Raw genomic sequence first — 17,348 nt, 5'->3', positions numbered from 1 at the left:
GCGCTTGATGTTTTCTCATTAAATAGCTAGCTACATTTTAATCGGGGTTTTTACAATTGCTTTACAGAATATTCGGATTAGATGATTAACAATGTCAGCATATAAATTTAGGAGAAAAACAATGGCATTTGACTTTGTTGATGCGCTTGTCGGTGGAATTATGTTGGGAATATCTGCGACGGTATTGATGTTGTTCAACGGGAAGACGGCAGGTATCAGTGGTATTGTTTCAGGACTTATACCACCAAGAGTAGGCGATATTCTTTGGCGTGTGTTATTCGTGCTAGGTATGGCAATTGGTGGTGTTATTGGCGCTACATTCCACCATATCGATACCCCTGAAATGTACAGTGAGAATACCTACGTTGTACTTTTAGCTGGATTACTCGTAGGTATAGGTACTAAGTTGGCAAATGGCTGTACCAGTGGCCACGGCATTGTTGGTATTGGGCGACTGTCTAAGCGTTCAATGGTTGCTACTGGGATATTTATGCTCAGTGCGATCATTACTTACAACTTACTTTATGTAATCTAGGAGAGCTGTGGTGTATTACTTGTTAATTTTAATAGCTGGTATTCAGTTTGGTGTTGGTATGATGGTGTCGGGCATGACAGTGCCGAGCAATGTCCATGGTTTTCTGAGTATTTTTAACGACTGGAACCCAAGTCTGATGTTCGTTATTGGCGGCGCATTATTAGTCTTTTTACCAATTTACAATTTGGGTATTAAGTCGCTAGAGCGTCCGATTTTAGCTGAATCGTTTTGCGTCACTTCTAAAACCCAAGTCGATGAAAAACTGATTTTTGGCTCAATTATCTTTGGTATTGGTTGGGGAATCCTCGGTGTCTGTCCTGGACCTGTGTTTTCGTCAATGTTTTTAGGTAATAGCGATGTATTCTGGTTTATCTTCGCAATGATCATCGGATTTAGTCTAGTTTCTTTACTAGAATCAAAATCACCCGCTTACGAAGTATGCGAAGTTCAATAACTGACAAAAAATTTTAAAAGTGGCGAGTCTATCTTGCGAACTCGCCATTTTATCATTGAAACATCTACTTTTTGGCGTTTGCCAGAATTGATAATATTTCATCCGTTTGCGCTAAATCGACACAAGCATCAGTAATACTTTGCCCGTATGTTAGCGGCTTGCCAGGAACCACCGCTTGATTGCCTGCTTCGATAAAGCTCTCGATCATCACCCCAAAAATATTATCAGCCCCTTGCGATAGCTGCGTAGCTAGATCTTTTGCAACCACTATCTGTTGCGTGTGATCTTTGTTGCTATTGCCATGGCTGCAGTCAACCATAAGCTTATGATTTAATTTAGCTTCTTTAAGCTTTTTGTGGGCATCATCAATGTCGTGTTGGTGATAGTTTGGTGATTTACCACCGCGTAAAATAATATGCGCGTAAGGGTTACCATGAGTGCGGTAAATACACATTTGGCCAGTTTTGTTAGGCGAGTATAAAACGTGAGGTACACTAGATGCTTTGATTGCATCCATTGCAATTTTAACATTGCCGTCGGTGCCATTTTTAAACCCAACAGGGCAACTCAATGCTGATGCTAGCTCTCTGTGAACTTGGCTTTCCGTTGTTCTTGCGCCAATCGCTCCCCAACTGATCAAGTCAGAAATATACTGACCAGTGACCATATCTAAAAATTCAGTGCCTGCAGGTAAACCCATCTTATTAATATCCATGAGTAAGTTACGTGCTAAGCGCAAGCCTTTGGCAACATTGAAGGATTTATCAAGGTCTGGATCGCTAATTAAACCTTTCCAGCCAACGGTTGTACGAGGTTTTTCAAAATAAACTCGCATCACAATGTACAAGTGATCTTTATATTTTTCACTCAAGGCTTTGATTTGGTGGGCGTAATCTATAGCAGCTTTTGTGTCATGAATAGAGCAAGGGCCAACCACCACAAGTAATCGACTATCTTTGCCGGTAATGATGTTTTCAACAACTTCGCGGCTTTCGAGGATAAAGTCAGCGGTTGTTTGATCGAGTGGAATGTCTTGTGCTAATTGTGCTGGTGAAACCAAATTTTCAATTAAACTGGTTCTTAATTCGTCGGTTTTGATGGTCATGGAGAAAAAAGCCACATAATGGGCTAATAATTATCAGAAAATATGGCCGATAACATAGCGAATTTACTGCTATAAAGCTAGTATTTATCTGGCTTTGCTTGGTTATTGAGTAAAAGCAGGCGAGAAAACCTGCTTCGCTCGCTATTCGCTTTAGTATTTGTGACGCTGTAATCCGGTAATAGACAAAATCTTTGCTGAGATTTCTTCAACACTAAATTTAGTACTATTAATATAGGGAATTTTCTCCTTTTTATAGAGCTTCTCTACTTCCCTGAGTTCCATGCGACATTGGCGCGCAGAAGCATATTTAGAATTTGCTCGACGGTTATCGCGAATATCCATTAAACGTTCTGCGTCTATTGTTAGCCCAAACATCTTTTTCTTATGAGGCTTTAAAAAGTCAGGAATGCGCAACTCGTCCATATCGTCATCGGTAAATGGGTAGTTTGCTGCCTTTATTCCGTATTGCAGTGCAAGATAAAGTGAGGTTGGTGTTTTGCCTGAACGAGAGACACCAACTAAGATGATATCAGCATGGGCATAATTGCTAACGTTCGAGCCGTCGTCATTGGCCAACGCATAGTTAACGGCGTCTATCCTGTGTTCGTAGCTGTGTTGATGAATGCTATGTGTTCGATGGGCTTTTGGTTTTGCTTCTATCCCCAACTGTTGTTCTAATGGCTTTACAAAATGTTCTAAAAAGTTATAGATAATCCCATCACAACTATCAATCATGGCTCTAATTTCAGGATTGACAAAGGTATGAAAGACGAGTGGTTTTTCACCTGTTTTTTTGTATGCGTTGTTAATTTTTTGCTTTGCTTGTTCTGCTTTTTCAAGATTTTCAATAAATGATATTGTATGGTGTTCAAACTCCATGGGAAATAATGAAAGCAGTGCGTGACCAAAGACTTCAGAGGTGATCGCGGTACCATCGGAAATATAGAAAGCTGTACGCATTAATGTTCCTTTTTGTAATCTAGTGTGAAAACTTACAAATATTCTTTTAGTTTGTGTTGTTTGCAGTGTAGAATGTTGCCGATTTGAAATAAAGCGCAGTTTTTGAATTTATTCGAATAACTTTGATCTGGCATAAATAGGTCAGCTATAAAATTATTCGAATAAATTTAAATTCAATTCCTTATGGAGAGATTGCTGTGCAAGAAAACGTACTTTGGTATGAAGATTTGGGGATGCAGGATGTTGACCGCGTAGGTGGTAAGAATGCATCGTTAGGTGAGATGATTTCAAACCTTGCCAATGTTGGTGTTCAAGTACCAGGTGGCTTTGCTACAACGGCTTTTGCTTTTAATGAGTTCTTAGAGCAAAGTGGTTTAAACGATAAAATTTATCAATTACTCGATACCTTGGATGTAAGTGACGTTAACGCACTTGCTCAGTGCGGCAGCACGATTCGGCAGTGGATTATCGATACGCCTTTCCTACCGCAAATGCAGGCTGATATTGAAGCAGCTTACGCAAAACTTGCCGGTAATTTTTCTGACGACGCTTCTTTTGCTGTTCGTTCTTCTGCAACTGCGGAAGATATGCCTGACGCATCATTTGCTGGCCAACAAGAAACTTTCCTTAATGTTCGTGGTTTAGATGCGGTAATGACGGCAATTAAACACGTATTTGCGTCATTATTTAACGATCGTGCCATTTCATACCGTGTTCACCAAGGTTACGACCATCGCGGCGTAGCGTTATCGGCAGGTATTCAGCGTATGGTTCGCTCAGACATCGCATCATCAGGTGTCATGTTCTCAATAGATACTGAATCAGGCTTTGAAGACGTTGTTTTCGTTACGTCAAGCTATGGTTTAGGTGAAATGGTTGTGCAAGGTGCAGTTAACCCAGATGAGTTTTACGTTCACAAGCCAACATTAGCAAATGGTAACCCAGCGGTAGTTCGTCGTAACCTTGGCTCTAAAGCGATAAAAATGGTTTACGCTGACACCCAAGAGCACGGTAAGCAAGTAGAAATTGTTGATATTGACGAAGCGCAATCAAACCAGTTTTCATTAACTGATGCTGAAGTTCAGGAGCTTGCTAAACAAGCTGTCATCATTGAAAAGCACTACCAACGTCCAATGGATATCGAATGGGCTAAAGATGGCTTAGATGGTAAGTTATATATTGTTCAAGCACGCCCTGAAACGGTTCGAAGCCGTGAAAATGCCAATGTAATGGAACAATTCCAATTACAAGGTAGTGCCGATGTTATTTGTGAAGGCCGCTCAATTGGTCACAAAATAGGTGCGGGTAAAGCCAAAGTTTTATCGTCGTTAGATGAGATGGACAAAATCCAACCAGGTGATGTATTAGTCACAGATATGACAGATCCTGATTGGGAACCTATCATGAAGCGCGCTTCGGCAATTGTTACCAACCGTGGTGGCCGTACTTGTCACGCCGCGATTATTGCGCGTGAAATGGGTATTCCTGCGGTAGTTGGTTGTGGTGATGCAACGTCGAAAATTGCCAATGGTGACGAAGTTACCGTATCTTGTGCTGAAGGCGACACTGGCTTTATCTACAAAGGTAAGTTGGAATTTAGCGTGACAACATCTGAAGTTGATCACATGCCAGATTTACCGCTTAAAATTATGATGAATGTTGGTAACCCTGACAGAGCCTTTGCTTTTGCTAAATTGCCTCATGCAGGTGTGGGTTTAGCGCGTTTAGAGTTCATCATTAACAAGATGATCGGCATTCACCCAAAAGCTTTACTTAACTTTGACGCGCAGGAAGATAGCTTAAAAGACGAGATTAGCGACATTATCGCGGGTTACGAAAGCCCTGTAGAGTTTTATATTGCTAAATTAACTGAAGGTATTTCGACACTTGCTTGTGCTTATGCACCTGAAAAAGTGATTGTTCGTATGTCTGATTTTAAATCAAATGAATACGCTAACCTTGTTGGTGGTGATGTTTATGAGCCAGACGAAGAAAACCCAATGATTGGTTACCGCGGTGCATCGCGTTACATCTCTGAAGATTTCCGCGAGTGTTTTGCACTAGAGTGCGAAGCAATTAAGCGCGTTCGCAATGATATGGGGCTAACTAACGTAGAAATCATGATCCCATTTGTTCGCACACTTGAAGAAGCTGAGCAAGTGATTGAGATTTTAGCGGAAAACGGTTTAAAACGCGGTGAAAATGGCTTACGCATTATAATGATGTGTGAATTACCATCAAATGCTTTGTTAGCTGACCAATTCTTGGATCACTTCGATGGTTTCTCAATCGGTTCAAATGACCTAACGCAGCTTACGTTAGGTTTAGATCGCGACTCAGGTTTAATCGCTCACTTATTTGATGAGCGCAACCCTGCGATTAAAGTATTACTATCTATGGCGATTAAAGCGTGTAAAGAGCGCGGTAAGTACGTAGGTATTTGTGGTCAAGGTCCATCAGATCATCCTGATTTTGCTCATTGGTTAGTAGAGCAGGGCATTGAGAGTGTTTCACTTAACCCTGATACCGTATTACCAACCTGGTTATACTTAGCTGATCAGTACAACAAGTAACTACTTTGTGCGATAAAAAAACCAGCCACTTTGGCTGGTTTTTTTTATTAATGACTATAAAAATCTTTGTTAAAAGGCATTAAAAAAGCCAATACATTGTATTGGCTTTTGTCGTCTTGGTTAGTTGTTAGTATTATTTACCGCCATTAGCAATAATTTGACGAGCGATTTCGTCAGCTACTTCACCCGTTGGCTTGTTTAAGCTATCCGCTTTTTGGAAAACGTCGAGTAGGGTATCGTAAATTTCTTCCACTTTACGCGTTGCTTTATCAACACAATAATCTTCTTCGAACGATACGTTAATAATACCACCAGCATTAATCACATAGTCTGGTGCGTATAAAATACCACGGTCAACTAATGCTTGGTCATGACGTGGTTCAGCTAACTGGTTATTGGCACAACCGGCAACAATTTTAGCTTTTATGCGGTCAATTGTACTGTCGTTAATCGTTGCGCCTAAAGCACATGGCGCGTAGATATCTACTTCTTGATCGTAAATATCGTTCAATCCAACAATTTCAGCACCATATTTTGTTGCTACTTTATCGAGTGCTTCTTGGTTTAAGTCGGTAACCACAAGTTTCGCACCGGCATTGTGTAGATGCTCACAAAGGTATAAACCAACGCTACCTAAACCTTGAATAGCGACACGTAAGCCAGTTAAATCATCTGTGTTTAGCTTGTGCTTTACTGCGGCTTTAATACCTAGGAAAGTACCTAATGCAGTAAATGGTGCAGGGTTGCCACTTTTACCTTCAGTACCTGTAACAAAGTCAGTTTCAGTATTAACGATAGCAATGTCGCCAGTCGTGATATTTACATCTTCAGCACTGACATATCGGCCACCTAAACCGTTTAATGCGCGGCCAAATGCTTTGAATAATGCTTCAGATTTAATACTTTTAGCATCACCGATGATCACAGACTTACCGCCACCCATGGTTAAACCAGCCATAGCATTTTTATACGTCATACCTTTAGATAGGCGAAGCACATCGGTAATAGCTTCTTCATCGTTGGCGTAATCCCACATGCGGCAGCCGCCAACCGCAGGGCCTAATTTAGTTGAGTGAACGGCAATGATCGCTTTTAAGCCTGATGCATCATCGCTACAAAATACCACTTGTTCATGGTTATCAAAGTCTTTTAAATCAAATAATGCCACCGCATTCTCTCCGATTATTGTGCCATTTAGTGTTGTATCACGCCCTTGAGGCTATTTTCTTATAGGCTAAACAGCTGGTGTAATAATTGTTGCGCACAATATCACTGAACATTGAGAGGAGCTAGTAACTGCTATGATAAAGTTTTGGTGAAAGTGTTAAGTAAAAAGTACATCTTAACAAAAATGCAGATGAAATGGGCTAATGGCTCAAAAAGTGAGCCTTAGCACTGAGGTTTTTGACTTTACAGGCCATTTTTTGAAAGGGGATCCCTGCTTCCATGTATACGCCACCTTGCGGTGTAAAGTACCGTTGCTGAAACCGAGTGACATCGTGAAGTGGTGCATTAATAAAAATTTCTTTAAGTTCTAGCTCTTGGGCGACTTGAAGTAAACCTTGAATAACCACGGTATCTATATCTAAGTGACGATAATTAATTAATACGGCGATTCGGCTGATTTCACCACTGGGTTTAATTCTGCCTGTGGCAATAGGTTCTTGTGATTTATCATCGCAAACGAGGATGTGATAAGAGCTTTTGTCGTGCCTGTCAAACTCTATGCGCTTGGGTATTCGCCATTCACAGACGAATACCTTTTCTCTGACATCTTTTAATAGCGGTTCTGCTTGCTGCCAATCAACTCGACAAACACTATAACTCATCACTTTGATCAATATACCAATAACCCATATTGATAAGCGTAGTTAACAAATTAACATTATTCAAAGATGATAGGGAACTTTCTAACTCCTGTGTAGTCAAAGGAGCACCGCGAGCTATTAGTTTTGCTAAAGGCACGCCGTCGTCTCCTAAAACAAACTTGTTACCATTGACAAAAAGGCTCGCATTATCACAGTTGTACAGCGCTTTGATGCCAAGCACTGGTCTTAATATAATATCGCCATTGGCAATCAACGCTTCAAATTCTTCATGAGAAATTTCTTCCTCTGGTTCAATGATTTCCAACGTATGATGGTTATGCGTTAAGTAACCACCAATAAAATTGTTAAACAATTTTCTATCTTTGATTGCCTCAACCATAAAACTTTGCAAACTAGCTATATCACTGTGGCTTAGTTCTTCAGGGCTATTTGTTGGCTTGCGCTTCGGATCTGCAAAACGGGTTGTACCTAACTCGCGATCAATCATCAAATCAGCAAACGTTGAAATCAATTCTTGTGAGCTTGGCGCTTGAAAGCCAACTGAATAGTTCAACGCATTTTCAGTGGCAATGCCGTCATGTGGGTGATTTGGCGGAATATACAAAATATCACCAGGCTCTGTTATCACGTCAATAATCGGTGTAAATGCGCTAACTTGTTTTAAGTCTTCATGCGGTACCAATGTTTCTAGTGAATCATCAGGTAAACCGACTTTCCAATGGCGTTTCCCCATCCCTTGAATGATAAAAACGTCATATTGATCAAGGTGAGGGCCAACACCACCATTTGGTGTCGAAAAAGAAACCATTACATCGTCTAATCGCCAATTAGGCATGAAGCGGAAAGGCTCGAGTAGTGCGTGTGTAGCTGCTGACCAATTGTTAGTCGCTTGAACTAGGAGCGTCCAATCTTTTTCACCATAATCTTCAAAACGCTCAAATGGGCCGTGTTCCACTGACCACATATGATCATCACCTTTAGCTACGATACGCGATTCAATTTCATCTTCCATGGCAAAACCGGCCAGTTCTTCGGGCGAAACCGGATCGATGAAGTTTTTAAAGCCACCTTTGATTAATAGTGGTTTTTTTTGCCAGTATTCTTTTAAAAAGCGCTCGGGCGTTAAGTCACCCCAGTCTAACTGATTCATTTGTTGTTCCTTTGGATGCATGTCAATTCCAATAAAAAAGGGATCTTGTCAATTAAGATCCCTTTTTAAACAAAGTATGTGCTATTAGGTTTTAAATAAATCCTAACCTACTATTTAGTCTAATTCCGCAATAAACGCGATTGCACGGCCAATATATGATGCTGGCGTCATCGCTTTCAATTCCGTTTTAGCTTCTGCGGGTAATGCTAGGTTATCGATAAACTCAGCCATAATCTGTGCATTAACACGCTTACCACGGGTTAACTCTTTTAATTTTTCGTATGGCTTTTCGATACCGTAACGACGCATTACTGTTTGAATTGGTTCAGCAAGTAGTTCCCAGTTGCTGTCTAATTCATCTAGTAACGATTGTTCGTTAACTTGTAACTTGCTAATGCCTTTCAAAGTTGCTGCGTAGGCAATAAGTGAATGACCAAAACCCACACCTAAGTTACGTAAAACGGTAGAGTCAGTTAAGTCACGCTGCCAACGAGATACAGGTAATTTTTGTGCTAAGTGGGCAAATAAAGCATTGGCGATGCCTAAGTTACCTTCTGAGTTTTCAAAATCAATTGGGTTAACTTTGTGAGGCATAGTTGATGAGCCAATTTCACCAGCAATTGTTTTTTGCTTGAAGTGACCCAAAGCAATGTAACCCCATACGTCGCGGTCAAAATCGATTAAGATCGTGTTGAAACGCGCAACAGCATCAAATAATTCAGCAATGTAATCGTGTGGTTCAATCTGGGTAGTAAACGCATTCCATGTTAAACCAAGGCTAGTGACAAATTCGTTTGAAAACGTATGCCAGTCAACATTTGGGTATGCCGATAAATGCGCGTTGTAGTTACCAACTGCACCATTTATTTTACCTAACATTTCAACGGCAGCAATTTGATCACGTTGACGCTTGAGACGCATGTAAACGTTAGCCATTTCTTTACCCATGGTGGTAGGTGAAGCTGGTTGGCCGTGGGTACGCGCCATCATTGGAATGGTTTGGTATTCAACCGCTAAGTTTTTAATTTCAGCAAGAATTTCATCAATGATCGGTAATACCACTTGATCACGTGCTTCGGTTAGCATTAAACCATGAGATAAGTTATTGATGTCTTCTGAAGTACAGGCAAAGTGGATGAATTCAGTGACTGCATTTAATTCAGTATTGTCAGCAATTTTTTCTTTTAAGAAGTACTCAACCGCTTTTACGTCGTGGTTTGTTGTTGCTTCAATCTCTTTAACGCGCAGTGCGTCTTGTTCGCTGAAGTTTGCCACAATAGCGTCTAAGACAGCATTTGCCTCATCTGAAAACGCTGGAACTTCAGCGATATCGGCTTGAGCGGCTAATTTTTGTAACCAACGTACTTCTACTGTTACGCGGTATTTAATTAAACCAAACTCACTGAAAATAGGGCGTAAGGCTTTAGTTTTACTACCGTAACGGCCATCGACTGGTGAAATAGCACTTAATGCTGAAAGTTCCATAATTGAGGTCCCAATATATAAGATTAAATTTTGTTAATTAATGCTTGTGCACATTCTAAGTATTTAGAACGGGCAAATAATATGTGTCTTCTTTTGCCACCAACTTGGCGCCATAATACTGCACAGCGTATTCCCGCTAATAACAAGGCGCGAATTTTTGCTTGGTTAACCGGGTTTTTAAGGATTTCTGGCTCACCGGCAATTTGAATTTTAGTGCCAAGAGGACTGATCACATCGGCATAAGTTGCCGCTAATGAGCTGACAATCGTTTCGCTGGTTAATTCAAAGTGCTGTAGTTGACGGCGAGTGTCTTCGATGTGTTGGCCAAGCTGATTGAGCGCTAATTTTGATTTTGCTAATTTTCGCTCCAGTGCTAACAAGCTAACAAGGTAGCGCGTTATTTCCGCATCTTTTTGTTTGTTTTGATTGCCCAGTTGATCGAGCATGACATTAAAGCCCGGACGTAAATTTGCTAAATCACCACCGAACACGGCTAAGGTGTTTTCCGGTGAGGTTTCCATTACGGTATTTAGTAATAGGTGTAACTGATGATCATCAATCACACCAAAGCGAGCAATCCGCTGCACTGCATTTGAGATTTGACAAATAGCAGCAAAGGTAAACGTTTGTTCTTCAAGTGACGCCATAGATCCTCGCTATCGAATTAAGCTATTGATAATACCGCCACCAAGACACACTTCATCTTGGTAGAAAACCACTGACTGGCCTGGCGTCACTGAACTTTGTTGTTGATCAAAGAGAATTTCATACTCGCCGTTATCTAGCGGTGTTACGGTGCATGCAACGTCTTGTTGGCGATAACGTGTTTTGACCGTGCATTTAAATGGTGCTAGCACGTCTTTGCGATCAACCCAGTGTAATTGATTGGCAATTAACCCTTTAGAAAACAGGCGAGGGTGATTGTGTCCTTGGCCAACAATTAAGACATTGCGTTTTAAATCTTTTTCTACCACATACCAAGGCTCGTCACCGGCATTAGCAAGGCCACCAATACGCAAACCTTTGCGCTGACCAAGCGTGTGATACATCAAACCGTCGTGCTCACCAATAACATCTCCTTCGGCTGATTCAATAACCCCAGGCTGGGCTGGTAGGTATTTAGCTAAGAAGTCTTTAAACTTGCGCTCGCCAATAAAACAAATACCGGTAGAGTCTTTTTTGTTATGGGTGATCAAATCCGCTTTTTCAGCGATTGCACGCACTTCTGGCTTTTCGATGTGGCCAACAGGAAATAACGTTTGACCGACTTGCTTGTCGCTTAATGTATATAAGAAGTAGCTCTGATCTTTGTTGCTGTCTAAGCCACGTATCATCGCCCATTGACCATCTCTCATCTCACGCTGGACATAATGACCGGTAGCGATGTAGTCAGCGCCTAAATCTTCACAAGCAAACTCGAGAAAGGCTTTAAATTTGATTTCTTTGTTACACATAATATCTGGATTTGGCGTGCGGCCAGCCTTGTATTCTTCAAGGAAGTATTCAAACACGTTATCCCAGTATTCGGTAGCAAAGTTGATGGTGTGTAATTTAATGCCAAGTTTGTCACAAACTTTTTGTGCATCTTTTAAATCTTCAGCTGCCGCACAGTATTCATCGGTGTCGTCTTCTTCCCAGTTTTTCATGAAAAGACCTTCGACTTGATAGCCTTGCTCTTTTAACAGGTAAGCCGATACAGATGAGTCAACACCACCTGACATACCCACGATAACCTTAGTTTCGCTCGGTACATGATCAAGTGTTTGAGGTGCACGATATAAAGAAGATTCGGTCATTAATAATCACACAGCATTTTAAAAGGCGCGCATTATAGCATAGTGAAATTATTGATGTAATAGGCTAAATATTACTTTTTAGGGTGTTTAATGCTATTTTGTTACCCGATAAATAATCTTCAATACACTCAAGTACCATGGGGCTTCTAAGCTGGCTCTCACGTGCTTTGATTTGGTCAAGTGTCAGCCAATGACAGTCAACAATATCATCATCAATGGGCTTGGTTAGCGGTAAGTGGTCTAATTCAACAACAAAACAAAACCGCAGAAAATATAAATCGATATTGTTGTGGTTAAATGGGCGATGAAAGTAATAGATGCCTGAAACATAGCTTGGCTCTATGATTAAACCTGTTTCTTCGTATACTTCTCTTTTAACAGCGCCGATAAGGTTCTCATTAGCTTCTACGTGCCCGGCTGGCTGGTTGAATACGGTAACCCCGTTATCAACTTCTTCTACTAAAAGAAATTTGTCCTGATAGCAAATAACCGCTGCTACTGTGGTGTTGGGTTTAAACTGCTCTGTCGTATGGTTTGTCATATCTTGATTTATTTAACGATTTTATAATCGCCGTTGTTAATGTCGTTTATGTTGTACGCGCCTATGGCATATCGAATTAACCGCAAGGTTGGAAAGCCGATATTAGCTGTCATACGTCTAACTTGGCGGTTTCGACCTTCAATTATTTTAATTTCAAGCCAAGTCGTTGGAATATTTGCCCGTTCACGGATCGGTGGGTTGCGTGGCCAAATATTGGGTTCGTTAATAATACTTACCTGTGCTGGCAGTGTTGGCCCATCTTTTAACTCGACACCATCACGCAGTTTTTGCAAATCATTTTCACTTGGCTGACCTTCTACTTGCACCCAATAAGTTTTTTGCGTTTTTTGTTTGGGGTTTGCTAGTTGGTGTTGAAGTTTACCGTCGTTGGTCAATAGTAACAGGCCTTCGCTGTCTTTATCTAACCTGCCTGCGGCATATACATGCGGCACATCGATAAAATCTTTCAATGTTTTGCGTTTGTCGTCATCGGTAAATTGGCTCAGCACATCAAACGGTTTATTGAACAGGACAATTTTTCGCTCGCCCTTATAGTGCTTTTTTTCACTGGTACGATGTTTATTGGCTTTGTGATTGCCCAAACCGCGCCTTTGCTTATCTTGTCTGCGGTTGTTATAAGAATTTGTCATTAATTGTTGCCTAATTTTCTTATACGACTTTTGTCGAGCTATTTTAATGTGCAATGAATTCCTATACTATGCGCGCACAAAAATAAATTTAGAGCATCTAGCGGATAAACTAGATGAATTATTAAAGTGGCTCTAGTGTACAAATACAGAGCTGTAACTTTCAACGGGATTATCAATGACAACGAATAAATCAAACATTATTTATACGATTACGGATGAAGCGCCGGCACTCGCAACGCAATCATTATTACCAATTGTCCAAGCGTTTACTTCTTCAGCAAATATCAATGTAGAAACCAAAGATATTTCTTTAGCAGGTCGTATTATTGCTAACTTCCCTAAGTACTTAACCGAAGAGCAACGCATCAATGATGATTTAACACTTTTAGGTGAGCTTGCTAAAACTCCTGAAGCAAACATCATTAAGTTACCAAATATCAGTGCATCAATTCCGCAATTACAGGCAACAATTAAAGAATTGCAAGCTCGCGGCTACAACTTACCTGATTACCCAGCAGAGCCACAAAACGAAGCTGAGCAATCGATTAAACTTACTTATGCAAAAGTATTAGGTTCAGCAGTAAACCCTGTATTACGTGAAGGTAACTCAGATCGCCGTGCACCAAGCTCAGTTAAGCAATACGCGAAAAACAACCCTCACTCAATGGGCGCTTGGTCGAAAGATTCAAAATCACACGTCGCAAACATGGCTGCAGGTGACTTCTACGGTAGCGAAAAATCAATGACGGTTGACGGCGCAACTGATATGCGTATCGAGTTTGTTGATGCTGCGGGCAATGTTTCCGTGTTAAAAGAAAAAGTAGCACTAGAAGACAAAGAAGTTATCGATGCGTCAGTGATGAGCAAAAAAGCGTTAGTTGAATTTTTCGAGCAAGAAATCGACAAAGCAAAAGCTGAAGACGTTTTATTCTCATTGCACATGAAAGCAACGATGATGAAAGTATCTGATCCAATTATCTTTGGTCACTGTGTAAAAGTGTACTACAAAGACGTATTTGCTAAGCACGCCGCAACATTTGAACAGTTAGGTGTTGATGCAAATAACGGTATTGGCGATGTATACGCTAAAATCGACCGCTTACCAGCTGAGAAAAAAGCTGAAATCGAAGCTGACATTCAAGCTGTTTATGAAACGCGCCCGCCAATGGCCATGGTTGATTCAGATCGCGGTATTACTAACTTACACGTACCAAGTGATATTATTATCGATGCGTCAATGCCGGCAGCATTGCGTGCATCTGGCCAAATGTGGGGCCCAGATGGCAAGCAAAAAGATACTAAGTTTACGATTCCAGACCGCAACTACGCAGGTGTTTTCCAAGCGGTAGTTGATTACTGTCGCGAAAATGGTGCATTCGATCCGCGCACTATGGGTACCGTACCAAACGTTGGTTTAATGGCTAAGAAAGCTGAAGAATACGGCTCACACGATAAAACATTTGTTGCGCCAGCTAACGGTGTTATCCGTTCAGTAAATGTCGCGACAGGTGATGTTTTACTTTCACATGACGTTGAAGAAGGCGATATCTTCCGTATGTGTCAAACAAAAGATGCGCCAATTCAAGATTGGGTTAAATTAGCGGTAACGCGTTCGCGCTTATCGAATACACCAGCCGTATTTTGGTTAGACGAAAATCGCGCACACGATGCAGAAATCATCAAGAAAGTTAACCAATACTTACCTGAACACGACACAGACGGTTTAGATTTACGCATTTTAGCACCAACGCAAGCGTGTCAGCACACATTAGAGCGTTGTGGTAAAGGTTTAGATACTATCTCTGTAACAGGTAACGTTTTACGTGATTACAACACTGACTTATTCCCAATTTTAGAATTAGGTACGTCAGCGAAAATGTTATCAATCGTACCATTAATGAATGGTGGTGGTTTATTTGAAACGGGCGCTGGTGGTAGTGCACCAAAGCATGTTCAGCAATTTGAAAAAGAAAACCACTTGCGATGGGATTCTTTAGGTGAGTTTTTAGCATTAGCTGCGTCATTAGAGCACGTGAGCCAATTCGCTAATAACGCTAAAGCAAAAGTGCTAGCAGATACATTAGATGCAGCAACAGCTAAGTTCTTAGAAGAGAACAAATCACCTTCACGTAAAGTGAATGAATTAGATAACCGTGGTTCGCACTTCTACCTAGCAATGTACTGGGCACAAGCCCTAGCTGCACAATCAGATGACGCTGAATTACAAGCGAAGTTTGCGCCAATTGCTCAAGCACTGACAAACCAAGAAGAGAAAATCGTTAAAGAGCTTAACGATGCTCAAGGTGTTGCTATGGACATCGGTGGATACTACTTCCCTGAGCCAGCATTAGCTGCTAAAGCGATGCGTCCAAGTGAAACGTTAAATACGATTTTAGCTAACTTACTTTAATCGTTAAGTTTAATTAGAAAAGCTAGCCAATTGGCTAGCTTTTTTTTTGTGTTTAGACGTTGATTTGGTTTCTAAATTAGCTGACAAATAACACAATGGCGAGCGTAAGCGGCGTTAAATTAGCACTTGCGGCATTTAAACCAAAAAATTGCAGCTTGTTTTCAACGTCACTTTGATATTTCACCATGCCATAAAAAGTTACGCTTGCCATCATCATTGGAAGAAAAGCAATGGCAGCAAGTGGTGGAAGCATCTGTGCGGCAATTAAGTAAACCAGTACAACAGCACTCGCTAGCAATTGTAATCCGTAAATAATGTTACTGACATTAATACCATAGCGAATCGGAAAGTGATTTCTGCCCACTTGTTTATCGGCTTCAATATCTGGATATTGATTTAACAGCAGTAGGTTATTGATCTGAAAAAATGGGATCAGTGATAGCCACAAACCTAACTTTGATACCATACCTGATTGCACCACCTCACTGCCTAATGTCATTAAAATGCCAAAGCCGACGCCTGGCGCAATTAAACATAACATTGCTGATTTATTCAGTATGTTGGTGTACGAAGCAATGATCGCAAGCCCGATTAATCCACCAATAACAATCACTTGACCGTATTGGTAGGCAAAGTAAATTCCAATAAGGGAAGTCACTAATATTGCAAATAATCCGGCTTTAAAAACTTTACTGCTCAGTTCAGGGTTTGCTATCAGCCAACCGCTACCACCACTAAATGGCGTCTTTTTAGTGTTTGCATCTAAGCCAGATTTAAAATCACTGTATTCATTGAGTAAATTAACGCTCATCGCAGCACAAATGGCGCCAATTATGGCTAATGCAAAATGTAAGCTATTTAATTCAGCCCCCTGAAAATTAGCAATGCTTGTACCGAGCAGGACACAGACTACCGCCAAAATCAAAAACGGTGGTCTAGCAGACGGCAAAATTTGAGAAATCATATCCAAAAGTTCCTTTAACGCTTTCTGGTTGTCTAGTCATAATAGAAAACAAAACTGTTAAAAAGCAATCGATTAGATGTAATTAATCGTAAGGAAAGTAGGATAGTTGGCAGGTACAAATACATGGTAGAAAAATCGGTGTTCTACCATGCTGTACATGTTTGGCTATTTTGTTTGGTTATCGTGCTTGGCTATTCGTAGCACAAAGGATCTGTGACGTTATTTTCTGCAAATGCTTCTAGGCGCTCTTGGCATGCGCCACATTTACCACAGGCTTTTTCACGACCGTTGTAACAAGTCCATGTTTTACCGTAATCTAAGCCCATCTTTAAACCGTCGGTAAGAATATCGATTTTGCTGTTGTCTAAATAAGGGCAGTAAATCGTCACCGGTTCGTAGTTAGCAATCTGACACACTTCGCTCATCTTTTGGACAAATTCTGGGCGACAATCAGGGTATATCGCATGATCACCTGAATGAGCGCCGTAATATACTTGGCTTGCACCTTTCGACACTGCATAGCCAACGGCAAGCGATAATAAAATCATATTGCGGTTTGGTACAACCGTTGATTTCATGCTTTCTTCTTCGTAATGACCTTCGGGGATGTCAATGTCATCGGTCAATGAAGAGCCAGCAAGTAATTGGTTTATCGCACTAATATCAATAATCTTGTGCTCAATCTTTAGTTCTTCACAAACAGCGCGAGCATAATCAATCTCTTTGACGTGCTTTTGACCATAATCGAAAGTCAACGCGTAAACTTCTTTACCATCTTTGATTGCGCGGTTTAAGACGGTAAAAGAGTCCATTCCGCCTGAATAAATAACGACAACTTTTTCAGTCATTTAATAATCTCTTAGGGTATAATTGGCGAATCGAGTCGAAATACTCGC

At 40.9% G+C, this 17,348-nt stretch carries 16 protein-coding genes; 4 read left to right on the top strand and 12 right to left on the bottom strand.

Translation table 11 applies throughout. The annotated features are described in order from the left end of the window. The first annotated feature begins 121 nt into the window (after positions 1-121). Together LP316_RS11375 and LP316_RS11370 are read left to right on the top strand one after the other, a co-directional pair. Positions 122-535, top strand: coding sequence for a YeeE/YedE family protein (locus tag LP316_RS11375; RefSeq protein ID WP_193021282.1), 414 nt, complete (start codon positions 122-124; stop codon positions 533-535). Between the two features lie 19 nt (positions 536-554). After that, positions 555-989, top strand: coding sequence for a YeeE/YedE family protein (locus LP316_RS11370; RefSeq protein ID WP_226960734.1), 435 nt, complete (start codon positions 555-557; stop codon positions 987-989). A gap of 64 nt (positions 990-1,053) precedes the next feature. On the opposite strand, the gene LP316_RS11365 is transcribed toward LP316_RS11370, so the two are convergent. Together LP316_RS11365 and LP316_RS11360 are read right to left on the bottom strand one after the other, a co-directional pair. Continuing rightward, positions 1,054-2,094, bottom strand: a complete 1,041-nt coding sequence (locus LP316_RS11365; RefSeq protein WP_193021281.1) for a 3-deoxy-7-phosphoheptulonate synthase — start codon at positions 2,092-2,094, stop codon at positions 1,054-1,056. Between the two features lie 150 nt (positions 2,095-2,244). Beyond that, a complete protein-coding gene (locus tag LP316_RS11360) occupies positions 2,245-3,054 on the bottom strand; it encodes a pyruvate, water dikinase regulatory protein (protein ID WP_193021280.1) in 810 nt (269 codons plus the stop codon). A 197-nt stretch (positions 3,055-3,251) separates the two neighbouring features. On the opposite strand from LP316_RS11360, the gene ppsA reads away from it, so the two are divergent. Continuing rightward, entirely contained in the window at positions 3,252-5,627 is a 2,376-nt protein-coding gene (ppsA, locus tag LP316_RS11355; RefSeq protein ID WP_193021279.1) for a phosphoenolpyruvate synthase, read from the top strand. Between the two features lie 133 nt (positions 5,628-5,760). On the opposite strand, the gene LP316_RS11350 is transcribed toward ppsA, so the two are convergent. The 8 genes from LP316_RS11350 to LP316_RS11315 all read right to left on the bottom strand — a co-directional run bounded on the left by LP316_RS11350 (position 5,761) and on the right by LP316_RS11315 (position 13,078). Beyond that, complete coding sequence (locus LP316_RS11350; RefSeq protein WP_193021278.1) at positions 5,761-6,795, bottom strand: Leu/Phe/Val dehydrogenase; 1,035 nt, start codon at positions 6,793-6,795, stop codon at positions 5,761-5,763. A 199-nt stretch (positions 6,796-6,994) separates the two neighbouring features. Next, positions 6,995-7,456: a GNAT family N-acetyltransferase gene (locus tag LP316_RS11345; protein WP_193021277.1), complete on the bottom strand. Its 462-nt coding sequence runs from the start codon at positions 7,454-7,456 to the stop codon at positions 6,995-6,997. Continuing rightward, on the bottom strand, positions 7,446-8,606 hold the full coding sequence (locus LP316_RS11340; RefSeq protein ID WP_193021276.1) for a cupin domain-containing protein: 1,161 nt from the start codon (positions 8,604-8,606) through the stop codon (positions 7,446-7,448). The genes LP316_RS11345 and LP316_RS11340 overlap by 11 nt, the downstream gene beginning before the upstream one ends. Before the next feature lie 114 nt (positions 8,607-8,720). Then, positions 8,721-10,091: an adenylosuccinate lyase gene (gene purB / locus LP316_RS11335; protein WP_193021275.1), complete on the bottom strand. Its 1,371-nt coding sequence runs from the start codon at positions 10,089-10,091 to the stop codon at positions 8,721-8,723. A 23-nt stretch (positions 10,092-10,114) separates the two neighbouring features. Then, positions 10,115-10,738: a high frequency lysogenization protein HflD gene (gene hflD, locus LP316_RS11330; RefSeq protein WP_193021274.1), complete on the bottom strand. Its 624-nt coding sequence runs from the start codon at positions 10,736-10,738 to the stop codon at positions 10,115-10,117. A 9-nt stretch (positions 10,739-10,747) separates the two neighbouring features. Beyond that, positions 10,748-11,887, bottom strand: a complete 1,140-nt coding sequence (mnmA, locus tag LP316_RS11325; protein WP_193021273.1) for a tRNA 2-thiouridine(34) synthase MnmA — start codon at positions 11,885-11,887, stop codon at positions 10,748-10,750. 64 nt (positions 11,888-11,951) lie between these two features. Beyond that, complete coding sequence (locus LP316_RS11320) at positions 11,952-12,428, bottom strand: NUDIX hydrolase (protein WP_193021272.1); 477 nt, start codon at positions 12,426-12,428, stop codon at positions 11,952-11,954. An 8-nt stretch (positions 12,429-12,436) separates the two neighbouring features. Next, positions 12,437-13,078 carry a pseudouridine synthase gene (locus LP316_RS11315; RefSeq protein ID WP_193021271.1) on the bottom strand — a complete coding sequence of 214 codons (642 nt, stop codon included), beginning with the start codon at positions 13,076-13,078 and terminating at the stop codon, positions 12,437-12,439. A 175-nt stretch (positions 13,079-13,253) separates the two neighbouring features. On the opposite strand from LP316_RS11315, the gene LP316_RS11310 reads away from it, so the two are divergent. Further along, positions 13,254-15,488: an NADP-dependent isocitrate dehydrogenase gene (locus LP316_RS11310; protein ID WP_193021270.1), complete on the top strand. Its 2,235-nt coding sequence runs from the start codon at positions 13,254-13,256 to the stop codon at positions 15,486-15,488. A gap of 76 nt (positions 15,489-15,564) precedes the next feature. On the opposite strand, the gene LP316_RS11305 is transcribed toward LP316_RS11310, so the two are convergent. Further along, positions 15,565-16,452: a prenyltransferase gene (locus tag LP316_RS11305; RefSeq protein ID WP_193021269.1), complete on the bottom strand. Its 888-nt coding sequence runs from the start codon at positions 16,450-16,452 to the stop codon at positions 15,565-15,567. Between the two features lie 191 nt (positions 16,453-16,643). Further along, a complete protein-coding gene (queC, locus tag LP316_RS11300) occupies positions 16,644-17,300 on the bottom strand; it encodes a 7-cyano-7-deazaguanine synthase QueC (protein WP_193021268.1) in 657 nt (218 codons plus the stop codon). Positions 17,301-17,348 lie beyond the last annotated feature (48 nt).

The sequence above is a fragment of the Thalassotalea sp. LPB0316 genome (genome assembly GCF_014898095.1).
Classification (GTDB): domain Bacteria; phylum Pseudomonadota; class Gammaproteobacteria; order Enterobacterales; family Alteromonadaceae; genus Thalassotalea_G.
The sequence above is the reverse complement of the archived record's forward strand: the minus strand, read 5'-3'. Positions and strand labels throughout refer to the sequence as shown.